The 14,123-nt window shown below is 38.4% G+C and carries 13 protein-coding genes and 1 tRNA gene; 10 read left to right on the top strand and 4 right to left on the bottom strand.

Annotated elements, in window-relative coordinates:
* Positions 1-52 precede the first annotated feature (52 nt).
* The 3 genes from DKG80_RS11000 to DKG80_RS10990 all read left to right on the top strand — a co-directional run bounded on the left by DKG80_RS11000 (position 53) and on the right by DKG80_RS10990 (position 4,938).
* Positions 53-2,866 carry a M16 family metallopeptidase gene (locus DKG80_RS11000; RefSeq protein ID WP_109831394.1) on the top strand — a complete coding sequence of 938 codons (2,814 nt, stop codon included), beginning with the start codon at positions 53-55 and terminating at the stop codon, positions 2,864-2,866.
* A gap of 6 nt (positions 2,867-2,872) precedes the next feature.
* A complete protein-coding gene (locus DKG80_RS10995; RefSeq protein WP_109831393.1) occupies positions 2,873-4,126 on the top strand; it encodes a replication-associated recombination protein A in 1,254 nt (417 codons plus the stop codon).
* A gap of 278 nt (positions 4,127-4,404) precedes the next feature.
* Entirely contained in the window at positions 4,405-4,938 is a 534-nt protein-coding gene (locus DKG80_RS10990; protein ID WP_109831392.1) for a hypothetical protein, read from the top strand.
* 80 nt (positions 4,939-5,018) lie between these two features.
* Here the strand turns inward: DKG80_RS10990 and DKG80_RS10985 are convergent, their stop codons facing one another.
* Positions 5,019-5,429 carry a transposase gene (locus DKG80_RS10985; RefSeq protein ID WP_317048733.1) on the bottom strand — a complete coding sequence of 137 codons (411 nt, stop codon included), beginning with the start codon at positions 5,427-5,429 and terminating at the stop codon, positions 5,019-5,021.
* A 434-nt stretch (positions 5,430-5,863) separates the two neighbouring features.
* Between DKG80_RS10985 and rmuC the strand changes: the two genes are divergently transcribed.
* Both rmuC and DKG80_RS10975 read left to right on the top strand, forming a co-directional pair.
* Positions 5,864-7,285, top strand: a complete 1,422-nt coding sequence (gene rmuC, locus DKG80_RS21370; protein ID WP_109831391.1) for a DNA recombination protein RmuC — start codon at positions 5,864-5,866, stop codon at positions 7,283-7,285.
* Between the two features lie 200 nt (positions 7,286-7,485).
* Entirely contained in the window at positions 7,486-7,782 is a 297-nt protein-coding gene (locus DKG80_RS10975) for a hypothetical protein (RefSeq protein WP_109831390.1), read from the top strand.
* Here DKG80_RS10975 and DKG80_RS10970 read toward each other — a convergent pair.
* Both DKG80_RS10970 and DKG80_RS10965 read right to left on the bottom strand, forming a co-directional pair.
* A complete protein-coding gene (locus tag DKG80_RS10970; protein ID WP_109831389.1) occupies positions 7,768-8,118 on the bottom strand; it encodes a hypothetical protein in 351 nt (116 codons plus the stop codon). The genes DKG80_RS10975 and DKG80_RS10970 overlap by 15 nt on opposite strands.
* Complete coding sequence (locus tag DKG80_RS10965) at positions 8,119-8,571, bottom strand: Panacea domain-containing protein (RefSeq protein ID WP_109831388.1); 453 nt, start codon at positions 8,569-8,571, stop codon at positions 8,119-8,121.
* Between the two features lie 302 nt (positions 8,572-8,873).
* On the opposite strand from DKG80_RS10965, the gene DKG80_RS10960 reads away from it, so the two are divergent.
* Positions 8,874-9,320, top strand: a complete 447-nt coding sequence (locus tag DKG80_RS10960) for a GNAT family N-acetyltransferase (RefSeq protein WP_109831387.1) — start codon at positions 8,874-8,876, stop codon at positions 9,318-9,320.
* 281 nt (positions 9,321-9,601) lie between these two features.
* Positions 9,602-10,510, top strand: coding sequence for an Abi family protein (locus DKG80_RS10955; protein WP_109831386.1), 909 nt, complete (start codon positions 9,602-9,604; stop codon positions 10,508-10,510).
* Between the two features lie 1,029 nt (positions 10,511-11,539).
* Here the strand turns inward: DKG80_RS10955 and DKG80_RS10950 are convergent.
* Positions 11,540-11,611: transfer RNA gene (locus DKG80_RS10950), tRNA-Glu, on the bottom strand.
* A gap of 180 nt (positions 11,612-11,791) precedes the next feature.
* Between DKG80_RS10950 and DKG80_RS10945 the strand changes: the two genes are divergently transcribed.
* The 3 genes from DKG80_RS10945 (at position 11,792) to DKG80_RS10935 (ending at position 14,084) form a co-directional block, all read left to right on the top strand.
* Positions 11,792-12,952, top strand: a complete 1,161-nt coding sequence (locus tag DKG80_RS10945; protein WP_109831385.1) for a hypothetical protein — start codon at positions 11,792-11,794, stop codon at positions 12,950-12,952.
* 78 nt (positions 12,953-13,030) lie between these two features.
* Positions 13,031-13,516, top strand: a complete 486-nt coding sequence (locus DKG80_RS10940) for an RNA polymerase sigma factor (RefSeq protein ID WP_109831384.1) — start codon at positions 13,031-13,033, stop codon at positions 13,514-13,516.
* The gene (locus DKG80_RS10935) at positions 13,497-14,084 is read left to right on the top strand and encodes a hypothetical protein (protein ID WP_109831383.1); all 588 of its coding nucleotides are present in this window, start codon (positions 13,497-13,499) and stop codon (positions 14,082-14,084) included. The genes DKG80_RS10940 and DKG80_RS10935 overlap by 20 nt, the downstream gene beginning before the upstream one ends.
* Positions 14,085-14,123 lie beyond the last annotated feature (39 nt).

Here is a 14,123-nt window from a genome sequence, read left to right as displayed (position 1 = left end):
GCAGTTGACTTTGTTGGTAGCTTCGCATGACCACTGAAACCAATTTTATTAGATGAAAATCACTACACAGTATTTATTAGTCTTTTGTCTAGCGTTTACTACGCTATTCGCTCACGGCCAAGTTGAAAATAAGCCACTTCCATTTGATGAGAGCATTCGTACAGGGACACTTGACAATGGGCTAAAGTATTTTATTAAGAAAAACGCCAAGCCAGAAAAGCGAGTAGAACTAAGACTTGCCGTCAATGCAGGGTCTGTTCTAGAAGACGAAGATCAATTAGGTCTAGCACACTTCACTGAGCACATGGCCTTTAATGGATCCGAAAACTTTGATAAAAATGACTTAGTAGATTATCTACAAAGCATAGGTGTCAAGTTTGGAGCACATTTGAATGCCTACACTTCTTTCGATGAGACAGTCTATATACTTCCAGTTCCTTCAGATGATCAAGAGATATTGGATAAGAGTTTGACTATCCTTAAAGACTGGGCGGGAGGAATAGCCTTTGAAGTAGAAGAACTTGAAAAAGAAAGAGGGGTCATTATAGAAGAGTGGAGAATTGGTCAAGGTGCTCAAATGAGAATGATCGAGCAATACCTTCCTGTCATATTCAAAGGCTCTAAATACGCTGAAAGAATTCCGATAGGTAAAAAAGATATTCTTGAAAAATTTGATCAAGCTACGATCCAAAGGTTTTATAAAGACTGGTACAGACCCAATCTAATGGCAGTCGTAGCCGTCGGAGATATCGATGTAGATGAGATGGAGGCTAAGATCAAAGAGAAGTTTTCAAGTCTCACGAATCCAAAAAACGAAAGACAAAGACCAGAATTTGACTTGCCTGACAATGTCAAGCCTATCGCTACAGTAGTATCAGATAAGGAAGCTACTAACTACGTTTTCAACATCATGTTTAAAACAGATACGGAAGACTTCAAGACTACAATGGAGTACCGTAAGATGATGATCAATAATCTTTTCTTGATGATGATCAATCAGCGTCTCAATGACAAAACTCAAGAAGCAAATCCTCCATACCTATATGCTACATCATACATAGGCTCTCCGGTGTCTAGAAAGAAGACAGCCTTTTCTGCCATCGCAGTTCCTAAGCCAGACGACATCGAAGGAGGTGTCAAAACATTACTCGAAGAGATAAGAAGAGTGCAGCAGCATGGATTCAACCCTTCTGAGTTGAAGACTGCTAAGCTTGATATGTATCAAGGCTATGAGAGTTCATACAAAGAAAGAGATAAGGCTTCCTCTAAGCCATTGGCCAATGAGTTGGTAAGACATTTCCTAGAAGGAGAGCCTGTACCAGGTATTGCTTTTGAGTTTGAATTTGTCCAAGAAGTGTTGCCAGGTATTAAACTAGAAGAAATCAATGCATTGATCAGCACTTTGATCAAAGAAGAAAACAGGGTGCTACTGATGACTGCACCCGAATCGTCTGATGTTACCTTGCCAACAGATCAAGATCTATTGTCTTGGGTATCTGAGATAGAGAAAAAAGACATGGATGCGCTCGAAGAAAGAGTAATCGACGAGAATTTGATCAAGGGTGAGTTGAAATCAGGTACAATTTTGAGCCATGATACCATTGAAAGTGTTGATGTTCAGAAGTTGAAACTATCAAATGGTGCTGTAGTATATCTCAAACAAACAGACTTCAAAGACGACCAAATTATATTCTCAGCATATCGAGAGGGAGGTATCTCATCAGAAGAAGATGATAAGTATTGGTCAGCGTCTATGACTACTGATGTGATCACTATGAGTGGTATCGCAGATTATAGTTTCTCAGATTTGGAAAAGGCGCTAGCAGGAAAGTCTGCTGGAGTAGCCCCATACATGAGGAATTTGGAATCAGGCTTCAGAGGCAAAGCTTCACCTGACGATATCGAAACCTTGCTTCAACTAGTTTATTTGTACTGCAATGAACCTAGAGAAGATAAGGATGCATTCCAGTCGATGATGCAGCGAAACGAAGCAGCGCTTTCAAATGTACTCTCAGATCCTAAGTATTTCTATCAAGACAAATTAGCTAGAATAATGACTCAGAATCACCTGAGAAGTGACGCTATCCCTACGATTGAGGATTTGAGAAAGGCTGATTTGGATGAAATCATGGCGATCTTCAAAAAACATTTCAGTAGTACTGGAGACTTTACTTATTGGTTTGTTGGGAATTTTGATACAGCGACACTTCTTCCTTTGATTAAAAAATACCTTGGTTCGCAAGACGCTAAGCGCGAAGAAATCAAATGGGTAGACAGAGGTGTCAGAACTCCTTCTGGAGTAGTAAAAGAAAAAGTGTTCAAAGGTTCAGACCAAAAGAGCAACGTCACTATACGCTATACTGGTGAGACGAAATACGACAAGGATCAAGCCTATTATTTGAGATGCTTAGGTGAAATTCTAAGTATTCAATTGATAGAAGAACTGAGAGAAGAAAAGGGAGGTGTCTATGGAATAGGCGCCAAAGGAGGAATGAGCAAAAAGCCTTACAGTAGATATAACCTCAAAATCTCCTTTCCTTGTAGTCCTGATAGAGCAGATGAGTTGATTGCCAGTGCTCAGCAATTGGTCAAAGACATCAAAAAGAATGGGATTGATCAAAAATACCTCGACAAGATCAAAGAGGCGCAAAGAAGAGACGTAGAGCTACATTTGAAAAGTAATAACTACTGGGCAGGAGCTTTGAAGACCTATCACATTAGCAATATCGATTACGATAAGCTAAATCACCTGACAGATAGAATAGAAAAGCTGACAACTAAGGATATTCAAAAAGCAGCGAAGAAATACATCAAGGATAAAAACTACATTCAGGTGGTATTGTATCCTGAGAATATGAAAGAATAACTAACAGTGCAAAAGATTCCATTAGCAGAGAGACTAAGGCCTACGACGCTCGAAGAGCTCGTAGGGCAGGATCATCTTAAGAGTATCCTCAAGCGTGCTGTGTCTTCTGGAATCGTGCCCTCAATGATTCTTTGGGGGCCTCCTGGTGTAGGCAAGACGACTATCGCCAATATCATTGCCAACTCTGCTAAGATGCCATTCTTTACCCTGAGCGCGATTAGTTCAGGGGTAAAAGACATTCGAGAAGTCATCCAGCGATCCAAGTTTGGGTCTAGAGCCATTCTATTTATAGACGAGATTCATCGATTCAACAAGTCTCAGCAAGACGCCTTGCTAGGAGCGGTAGAAAAAGGACATATAACCTTAATCGGAGCTACAACAGAAAACCCAAGCTTCGAAGTCAATGCCGCTTTGCTTTCAAGGTGTCAGACCTATGTGCTAGAAGCTCTCACAAAAGATCATCTCAATCAGCTCATCCAAAATGCGCTGATGAAAGATGAATTTCTAAAGAATGAGAAGATAGAAATCAAAGAAGACCAAGTGCTAATGCGCTTGTCTGGTGGTGATGGTCGTAAGCTGCTTAACCTCCTAGACTTGGTCATCGATTCGCTCGAAGAAGGAGATAAAGTCATTACCGATGATTTCGTCACTGAAGTAGCTCAAAAGAAAGCTGCTATATATGACAAGAGTGGCGAGATGCACTATGATATCATCTCTGCGTTCATCAAGTCCATCAGAGGTAGCGACCCAAATGCCGCGGTCTATTACTTAGCTCGAATGATCGAGGGAGGTGAAGATGTGAAGTTCATAGCACGTCGTCTGTTGATATTGGCTTCAGAAGATATCGGTAATGCCAACCCCACGGCATTGGTCATCGCCAACAATGCTTTTCAAGCTGTCAATGTGATAGGCTATCCAGAATCCAGAATCATTCTGAGTCAGTGTGTGACTTATTTAGCTTGTTCAGCAAAAAGCAATGCAGCCTATGAAGCGATCAATCAAGCCCAGCGATTAGTTCAGCAAACAGGGGATTTGTCTATTCCGCTAGATATCAGAAATGCACCCACCAAGCTGATGAAAGAAATAGGTTATGGAAAAGGCTATCAATATGCACATAGCTATGAAGGTAACTTCGTAGAGCATGAATTCATGCCTGACCAACTCAAAGGGACAAAACTGTACGACCCCGGAAAAAACCCCCGTGAAGAAGAAATGAGAAAGAAATTAAGATCCCAGTGGAAAAGTAAATACGGGTATTGATATCCTCTACGTGTTTTACGCAATACCTTGCTGTTTTAGGACTTGTTGTTTTAAGTCTTCCGGAGGGTGACTTAAAACTTGAATATGAGCTCCTAGTGTCTCCGGACACGGCTTGCTTATAAGATCTCCGTTTGTGATTAATTCCCGTCGTTTTTAGTATTGCGCACGAATGTAAAAGAAAAACTGAGGTGTTATACTCGGTTGTTTGCTATTAATAAATGAAACGGTTCCTTCAGGTAATAATTTTTATTCTACTTTCTACCTGCTCAAGGAGCAACATGTTTGCACAAAAACAGGGTGACTTTTATAAGGTGAGCAAGGTTAAGTTTCGCTATTTCGCTGGGGTTTATAATAAGGAGGCTGAACTGCACTTAAAGCAATATTTGGAAAGAAAATCACGTATTTTTAATCTTAGAGTGGAACACGTTCGAGATAACGCTATTGATACTCTAAATTCACTTTGGGTGGATAACAAGAGCAGTTCTTCAACAAACTACATAAACTTTGACAATGGTGAGAGGTGGGTATTTTCGCAGGGATTTCCAAAGTATCCTAACATTATTGACCGAACTAAATCTAAAGAATACGATTTAACTGAAGACGAAGAAGTTTTTACATGGGTGTTCTACATGCAGGTTCTTGACTATTGGCGAAAATATAAGAAATTTCCAAATCAAGTTGTTGAGGCTTTCGGGTACAGTGATACGCTGTTGTTTGAAAACAAAAATAGATATAGCTTCAAGTGTGAATACCTTTATGAAGGTGATTCTCTAGTAGATCTGCAAGTCCAACTTACATTGCTGAACGAATAAAAATCGCTATTGCTTTAATTCTTCCAAAGGATAACTTAAAACTTAAAAATGAGCTCCTAGTGTCTCCCGACACGGACTGCTTATAAGATCATCTCTATATCCAATAGCCCCTGCTGATTAGCATAATCTTTAGCACTAGAATAAACATAATTCTCAGGTTCATCAACTATCCTTGCCGCTACAGGATTATTATGAATGTAATCAACTTTTTGATCCATAAACTTATTAGAAATCAACTGTTCTGGATGACTATCCTGTCTCCAAAACTGATACTTTTTATTGTTTTCATTTTTTGACCCCACAGATTCGAATATCCAAAGCATCCAATTTCGACGACTTTCATGCTTATTTTCCTTAACTGCCTTCAAGATTGTAGTTGAGGTATACTTCTTGAAGTCTCTGACTATATCTGATAGTTGTTCCCCATCCTCTTTTCTTGAAATGATCATATGCAAGTGATTTGACATAATGACCCAAGCATGAATAATCAACCCTTTCTCTTATTGACAATATTTTAGACTATCGATTACAATCTCCTTGTACACATCTCTCGAAAACACATCCACCCACTCTACCACCGTGAATGTTACAAAATAATACCCTAAGGGGTCATTGAACTTATAAGCTGACATGAAGGTAAATTACCCAAACAGGGTGTCTCTGCTAAGAAATCTTCTTGAAAGATTAAATAACCTTAAGCCTCATTAATTGGTGCTTTGGTTTAACGATACTACTAGATAAACCGTGTCAGGAGACACTAGGGATTCATCTTCAATTTTAAGTGCCGTTGCACTTACACTTAAAATAACGGGATGTATTCCCGTCGTTTGCTATTGATTGTTAATGGTTTTAGTATTGTGTATCAATGTAAAAGAAAAACTGAGTGCTACAAACACGATTGTTATAGCCAATAGAAAAAACCGCCATGATCGAAATTTTACTAATTGTTCTTATTGCCCTCTCAATAATCAATATAGTTATTGCTGCAACCAAGAATACGAAAATTGATATCAAACCTCAACTCAAGGAGATTGAGAACTCAATCTTAAAATTCGATAATTCGCTCGAAAAGAATGAAAACTCAGTAAAGGATGAGTTTCAGCGAAACCGAAATGAAAGCAATGAAATTGCCAAAACTAATAGAGAAGAACTAGCAAATTCACTAGAGGTATTTAACAAACAATTGGCTGACGGAAGTCAGACGAATCGTGAAGAACTCGCAAAAAATTTAAAATCATTCGAAACCAAATTCTCTGAGAATATTAAAGGTCTTAATGAACTTTTGAGACAAAAGTTTGGCGACTTTAGTAAACAGCAAATCGAGCAGAATAAGCAATCCATTGATATCATCAAAGAAGTCAAAGGAGGGATTGAAAAACAATTAAAAGAAATTAGAGATGATAATACTAAGCAGCTTGATGAAATGAGAAAGACAGTTGATGAAAAGCTGCAAAAGACTCTAAATGAACGATTAAGTCAGTCCTTTGAAACAGTTGGGAAACAATTACAGGCTGTGCAAGAAGGACTTGGAGAGATGAAAAGCTTAGCCAAGGATGTTGGAGGGTTAAAAGATGTACTCAGCAACGTAAAGATGCGAGGAGGAATTGGAGAAATTCAATTGTCTATGCTTCTAGAACAGATTCTTGCACCTGATCAATATGAATCGAATGTCAAGACTAAATCTAATAGTTCTGAGGTCGTAGAATTTGCAATAAAACTCCCAGGAAGGGATGACTCTGGAAAAAATGTATGGTTACCAATAGATGCCAAATTTCCAAAAGATATATACGAACAACTCCAAGAATCCTATGACGAAGGAGATCAAAACAAAATCTTGGTTGCTCAGAAGAATCTTGACAGCACAATAAAAAAAATGGCTAAGGATATAAGCGGTAAATATCTCGACCCACCTAATACTACTGATTTTGGAATAATGTTCCTACCGTTTGAAGGTATCTATGCTGAAGTTGTTCGTAAAGCCTCATTACTTGAAGAACTACAACGGAACTTCAAAATCATAGTAACGGGTCCTACCACTCTCGCAGCAATTTTGAACAGTCTTCAAATGGGCTTCAAAACATTAGCAATTCAAAAAAGAAGTAGTGAAGTATGGCAGGTATTAGGAGCTGTAAAAAAGGAGTTTGAAAACTTCGGAGGCATGATGGAAAAGGCTCAAAAAAACATTCAAACTGGACTTAATCAATTAGATGATGTAATGGGTAAAAGAACTCGTGCAATTCAGAGAAAATTAAAGGGAGTAGAAGCACTTAGCGAGGCAGAGACAAAAAATATTTTACCAGAGATTGCCGATACAGCATTAATCATTGATGATGAAGTAGACGAATAAAATACTGGAAACAACATATAATGAACCAGTTATTTTAAGTCTTCCAAAGGATAACTTGAAACTTAAAAATAAGCTCCTAGTGTCTCCCGACACGGCCTGCTTATAAGATCATTTCTATATCCAATAATATTCCCTGCTGCTCAGCATTTTTCTTAAACTACTTTATTTTTCTGCAATTAGACTATTGGGTTCTTTGTCTCATGATAAAGAGAAACACCCTTATTGTACTTGTTTTGATGGCGATGGTTCATGGAGGCCATGCCCAGATAACACAGCTCGAGTTGGCTTCAGGATATGAGAAGACTGACTTTACCTTTCTTTCCATCAGCCCTCTTACTCAGAAATCTCAATTCTCTGTCGCCACATTGGCATTCTTTCAAAAGTTCCACCTTGCTGTTTTAAGTCTTCTGGAGGGTGACTTAAAAAATGATTCATTTTCAATTTTAAGTGCCGTTGCACTTACACTGAAAATAGCGGGGTTGTTAGATATCTCTTGAGGATGAAGCAAAGTGCCCTTTTAAAACAATATATGGCAAACCTAGAACGTTTAAAGTGGTAGTACCTAAAAGGGTTACGAGAACAGTATCACTTAAATCTAATTTAGACGATTCATTCTTGACTAAAATAAGAATTACACATAATAACCATAGACTAACTATAGTAGCCGTCCATATTGCCAACCATTTTCTATCTTTAGTATCAGATTCATATCTCTTCGATTCTAGTTTTTTTCGTTCAATTTGGGATGATAAAGAGTCCGAATCTATATCGCTATCTTCTAAGGATTTCTTACCTGAGCTGTCAAGTGAAATTAATAAATCCTCTAAATTCATTTATAACAAATCAAACTTTGTAAAATATTCTCTGATATACTCGTTTGGTATTTCAGTAACTCCCCACTTAAAACCTTCTTTTTTTGTGGTTCTGTCCCAAGGTCCTCCTTTTGAATGTGACCAATCAGATAACTGAGTAGCAGAAAACTTCGAATATCGATCAATAACCCCTATAATAGCTTGATTCAAATCCTTATCTTGACTGATTTCTGCAAAATACGGATCGTCAAGAGTCTTGACATTATCTAGCTTAACCTTTTTATGTACCCTTGGAAAAACAGGTCCATAAGGCCATGCTTTTGGAGATTCTTTCGAAATTTGTTTGCCAGACTCAGCCATAAACTTCCCATATACCAAATAAAGAAGTTTCTGTATTTTGGTCATATTAAGAACTATTCTTTTCTCGTAAGCAAGAGAAAGCATGTATTCAGCTATGGTAACACTGTCGAACATTAAATTAGTTTTACGAAGACTTCATGTACGAGATGCAATAATAGTCAAAAAAGACGTCTAATATTTTGGTCATCGAATCAATGTAGTAACCTTGTTGCTTTAAGTCTTCCAAAGGATGACTTAAAACTTAAAAATGAGATTCTAGTGTCTCCCGACACGGCCAGCTTATAAGATCCTCACGTTTGTGATTGATTCTTCTCGTTTTTAGTATTGTGCACCTATGTGAAAGAAAAAAAGGTATTATATACCCTATCCTAAAATATCAATTTGATAAACATACTATTTCCAGTTAAAGCCAGAAAATGATAAGTATAAGAGAGGCGACGAAGGATGATGTCGATATTCTTTATGATTTAATTATTGGAATCGCAAGATTCCATGACCAGGAAGAATTTGTTAATACCAACAAACAAGAAATGCGAAATGCAGGGTTTAACGAAAACCCTAAGTTCGGAGCTCTAATAGCTGAGGTTAATAATAAAGTTGCTGGATACCTTTCTTATACTTGGAATTATTCTATTTGGAATGGTACTGAATATATGAACCTTGACGACTTGTTTGTTTGGGAAGAATACAGAAGTCATAAAGTAGGCTTTAATTTAATGGTAAAAGCAAAAGAAATCTGTCTCGAAAAAAATATAAATCTAATTCGTTGGGAAGTCGAAAGTAATAACCAAAAAGCTATTGATTTTTATAATAGGGTCGGTGCAACTATGAAAGAAAAGGGAATTTTTAGGTGGGATTTATGAATGGGTAATTTTGTTTAACGATACCACTAGATAAACCGTGTCGGGAGACACTAGGGATTCATCTTCAATTTTAAGTGTCATTGCACTTACACTTAAAATAACGGGTATTTTATGGAATATCTAACAACCGCTTTCAGTAAAATCACAAGTATTGGAATATCACCCTCACCAACTAATCAACTGAACTATTTGAAAAACCGTCTAAAGAGTATAGGTTTGTATTAACACGTTCACCCCCCTTCCCATTTGAACAGGGCGCTCAGGGTGAACTTTTTTTTTGTATGGCCAAAAGAGATTATCACAAACCCGCGCTTACCGTCGAGCAGCAGCTGATCCGATTAAAAGAAAGAGGCCTCTCTATCGAGCATGAATCGAAAGCCGTACACATACTCCAAAACATCAGTTACTTTCGTCTCAGTGGATATTGGTATCCATTGTTACAAGAACCCAAAACAGACCATCGCTTCAAGGATGGAGCATCATTCGAACAAGCCTTCAAGCTCTACTGTTTCGATAGAGAATTAAGATTTTTGATTACAGGAGAACTTGAGAAAATAGAAATTGCTATCCGTACCCAGCTCATTTACCAGATGTCACATTACAAAGGTGCATACTGGTTTCAAGATGAATCACTATTTCGCAACAGAAATAAGCTTGATAATACGCTCGATAAGATGAGACACGAATATGCGAAAAGCGATGAACTATTCATTAGTTCTTTCAATGACAACTACTCCAACGAACTCCCTCCAAGCTGGATGCTGTTAGAAGTAGTGACGTTTGGCAAACTCTCAAACCTATATTCTAACCTCAATCCCGGTAAATCCAAGCGAAAAATAGCACGCTACTTTGGGTTGGATGACCGGATATTAACCTCGTGGCTTCACTCATTCAACTACATTAGAAACATATGTGCACACCATGCACGATTTTGGAATAAGACACTAGGTATTTCTCCAAAAGTTCCGTTTAGACCATCTAATCAGTTTTTGACTTTGAAAGACCATCAGAGATGGAGGAATGACAAACCTGCATTTGGTCTCTCCATGATCCTATATTTCTTAAACACCATCAATCCAAACCATACCTTTAAGCAAAGGTTTAACAGCTTATTAGAAAAATATCCTGATGTAGATGCATCTGCCTTGGGGTTTCCAACCGATTGGAAAAATCAGGAGCTATGGAAATAGGACATTATCCATTGGTAAACAAAAACTAACCCTGCTCAGCCACATGCATTGCCTAGTCGCACAATTTCCACTTTTTGTTTTAAATCTTCCGGAGAGTGACTTAAAACTTAAAAATGAGACACTAGGGACTCATCTTCAATTTTAAGTGCAGTTGCACTTACACTGAGAATAACGGGAGATTGCTGACAGCGAGCCTATTGGTGATCGTTATTTTAGTCTCGATAGGAGTGATTTGCTCTCCAGGAGAAAGAAGAAAAAATCATACGAAGAGTTTATCAATGGAATAGACCAAACCTTGATCAATCATTGATCACGGGCTTAAGAGAAAAATTGTTTCGCTCAATGATCAGCGGAATCAAGCCCCGGAGAATTTTTTTTTACTAGCCAGAGCTGATTTACGAGTCGAAAAAAGTTTTTTGGAGGACAGCTGCTGACTTGGAGCTCGTAAATTTTCTACGAGCTCTGCGCCGTTCGGATTACTCCAAAAAAAATATTTTTGGGTCCACTTAGCGCCGATTACTCCGCATAAATTATTATTTCGCTTCTCTCAGCACTGATTTTTCGATAAAAAAAATCTACGAGCTTCTAGCGGTGCGAATTACTCCTAAAAAAACTTTTTTTCGCTTTCGCCAGCCGGATTACTCAATCTAGAAAATTTACGTCCTTCAAGTCAGCAGATGTCCTGTGTGAAAATTTTTTGGAAGGCCAACTCCAGTAGTTTTCGTCCTATTCAAAATTTACAGCATAGCCGACAATAGAAAATACTCATCTCACAAAGTCAATTCAGACAAAGCACGGATAGATCACAAAGGATCTTAAATACTCTACCGGTAGCGACTCATAGACCTAGTGTTAAAAATTTAAAAAGTCATGTTGGGCATGCGTAACATCTACCAAAGTTTTAGAAGACTCATCGCTTAGCCTCAGGGGTACGATTTCTTTTTTCGCGATATAGTAGTGATGATTTCAAAACGATATTTGTCTTATTATTAGACACAAAAAAAGCCCGATCAAATGACCGAGCTTTCGTACTCCGTAGGGGAATCGAACCCCTGTTACCAGGATGAAAACCTGGCGTCCTAACCCCTAGACGAACGGAGCGTTTTGTTTTGGGAGTGCAAATATAGAATTTCGTTTTTCTTTTCCAATATGAGAATTCATATTTTTTTATGATTTAATAGTTTGGCATTTTAAAGAATCATGAAACGCTATTTAATGATCAATCTGTATTGAATACACGGGCTGAAATTCTAACTTTCCTGTCTTAATTAGCACGTATTGATGGAGATCAGAGAAGTAACTACAGAGGCCGATCGTGTCGCCTTTATTCAGTTTCCTGTAGAATTATATAAAAACGAACCAAATTGGATTCGTCCATTGGATAAGGATATCGAGTCGGTTTTTGACGAGAACATTAATCCCACCTTTAAGTTTGGAAAATGTACAAGATTTCTTCTCAGGAAAGAGGGAAAGGTCATTGGTAAGATTGCAGTATTCGTAAACGAGCGCACATCTAGTATGAATGACCAACCAACGGGAGGCGTCGGTTTCTTTGACTGTATCGATGATCAAGATGCTGCAAATATGCTCTTTGATCAGGCTAAAGATTGGCTAGTAGCTGAAGGGATGGAAGCTATGGACGGCCCTATCAATTTTGGTGAGAGAGATAAGTGGTGGGGGTGTCTAGTAGATGGGTACGATATCGAGCCCAATTATCAGTGCAATTATAATTTTCCCTATTACGAATCTTTGTTTGAGGCGTATGGTTTCAGGATTTATTTCAAGCAGTTTACATTTATTCGAAATACGTTTGATGCCTTTCACCCGAGAATTCTTCATAAGTCACGGATGCTCAACGAAGATCCTAACTACCACTTTGAGCATATGCGCCTGAAAAACATGTCGAAGTATGCTGAGGATTTTAGAGTAGTATATAACAAAGCATGGACTAGTCACGAAGGAGTAGCAGAGATGTCTAAGGAACAGGCAAAGGGCATTATGAAACAAATGAAGCCGATCCTAGACGAGAAGATAGTTTGGTTTGCCTACTACAAAGGCGAGCCGGTAGCTTTCTATGTTAACCTTCCAGAAGTCAATCAATTGTTCAAATATGTGAACGGAAAGCTCGACTGGAAAGGGAAGCTGAAGTTTGTCTGGCACAAATGGCGAAAGACAAACAAAAAGATGTTGGGCTTAGTGTTCGGAGTGGTACCAGAGCATCAAGGAAAAGGGCTTGATGGAGCACTGGTGATGGCTACAGCGCAGATGGTCCAAAAGGACTACAAACGCTATCCAAAGTTGGAAATGAATTGGATTGGGGATTTTAACAGACGAATGATACTGGTAGTGAAGCAAGTCGGAGGGGAGATAGGAAAGACGCATCATACTTATCGATATCTATTTGATAGGGACAAGCCTTTCTTACGAATGCCTATAAAGTAGTGCTCTGAAGAGGTTTAAGAATAAAATTCGGATATTTTCGTAATAAACCTGATATACGGGGTACTAACTACTTCGAACATGGATTCGAATTTTCAAACATTTCTGGATGATAATCATCGCGTAATCGCTAAGGTTTGCAGGATTTATACTGACTGTGGTGATGATTTTAATGACTACTACCAAGAGTGTATAGTACAGCTTTGGCGGTCTTACAAAGGTTTTCGTGGCGAGTCAAAAGCCTCGACATGGGTATATCGTGTATGTTTAAATGTCTGCTTGTCTCAATTGCGGATAAGAAAGCGAACGGTCTTGACCACCAGAGATGAAATTCCCGATGTTTGTGAAGATTTTGATTCTGAGAGAGAGGAGAGACTAGAGATGCTTTATCAGGCGATTAAGAAACTGAAAGAGGCAGATAGAGCGATAATGTTGTTGTATCTTGATGAGAAGAGTTATAAGGAAATGGCTGAGATTCTCGGTCTGACAGTAACGAATGTGGGAGCGAAGGTGAATAGAGTGAAGAACCAATTAAAGAAAATTATCAATGGAAGATCAGGAGATTAAAGATTTGTGGCAGTCTGCTGGTCGTGATGCACGATTCAAGTATTCTGAAGAGACACTAGCCCAAGTAATATCGAAAGGCTCGCAGAGCGTAGTACATAAGTTCGTCAAAACTCTCAAAGTAGAGCAGATCGTCAATGTGATTGCATTTTTGACATGGGTGGCCTACTTCGTGTGGTTTGGACAGTATTGGGGAGCGCTGGGTGCTTTAGTTCTCAATGTGGGCTTTTATGTAGGATATAAAAGATTTATAAACCGACTCGATATCCCAAATGCTGAGGAGGATGTAATAGGGTATTTATACAAAGTTGAAGGTCTGGTGAAGCAATTCGTAGGTCACTATAAAAAAGCTACAGTAGTTTTAGGTTTGCCAGTTTACTTGCTTGTACTGAGGTACTCTGAAGGTGTAGAGGTGTGGGATAAATTGACTAACAACTGGACTTATATATTGATCAACTTGGTAGGTCTAGTGGTCGCTTATGTTGTCGTACTGTGGATGATTCATCTCTTCTATGGTAGGAAGCTTCATAAAATTCAAGAATTGATTAAATCACTCCAAGAATCTGAATAAAATGCCTCCGCTACTTCAATGAAGTCTTGCGGAGGTTCA

Source organism: Reichenbachiella versicolor (assembly GCF_003171675.1).
Classification (GTDB): domain Bacteria; phylum Bacteroidota; class Bacteroidia; order Cytophagales; family Cyclobacteriaceae; genus Reichenbachiella; species Reichenbachiella versicolor.
This window is presented reverse-complemented; position numbering and strand designations above follow the sequence as displayed.

Excerpts from the sequence above, each read along its gene's own strand:
- DKG80_RS10940 (WP_109831384.1), top strand. The coding sequence starts at position 13,031 with ATGGATTCGAATTTTCAAACATTTCTGGATGATAATCATCGCGTAATC.
- DKG80_RS10965 (WP_109831388.1), bottom strand. The coding sequence starts at position 8,571 with ATGTTCGACAGTGTTACCATAGCTGAATACATGCTTTCTCTTGCTTAC.
- rmuC (WP_109831391.1), top strand. The coding sequence starts at position 5,864 with ATGATCGAAATTTTACTAATTGTTCTTATTGCCCTCTCAATAATCAAT.
- DKG80_RS11000 (WP_109831394.1), top strand. The coding sequence starts at position 53 with ATGAAAATCACTACACAGTATTTATTAGTCTTTTGTCTAGCGTTTACT.
- DKG80_RS10955 (WP_109831386.1), top strand. The coding sequence starts at position 9,602 with ATGGCCAAAAGAGATTATCACAAACCCGCGCTTACCGTCGAGCAGCAG.
- DKG80_RS10975 (WP_109831390.1), top strand. The coding sequence starts at position 7,486 with ATGATAAAGAGAAACACCCTTATTGTACTTGTTTTGATGGCGATGGTT.
- DKG80_RS10970 (WP_109831389.1), bottom strand. The coding sequence starts at position 8,118 with ATGAATTTAGAGGATTTATTAATTTCACTTGACAGCTCAGGTAAGAAA.
- DKG80_RS10990 (WP_109831392.1), top strand. The coding sequence starts at position 4,405 with ATGTTTGCACAAAAACAGGGTGACTTTTATAAGGTGAGCAAGGTTAAG.
- DKG80_RS10960 (WP_109831387.1), top strand. The coding sequence starts at position 8,874 with ATGATAAGTATAAGAGAGGCGACGAAGGATGATGTCGATATTCTTTAT.
- DKG80_RS10945 (WP_109831385.1), top strand. The coding sequence starts at position 11,792 with ATGGAGATCAGAGAAGTAACTACAGAGGCCGATCGTGTCGCCTTTATT.
- DKG80_RS10935 (WP_109831383.1), top strand. The coding sequence starts at position 13,497 with ATGGAAGATCAGGAGATTAAAGATTTGTGGCAGTCTGCTGGTCGTGAT.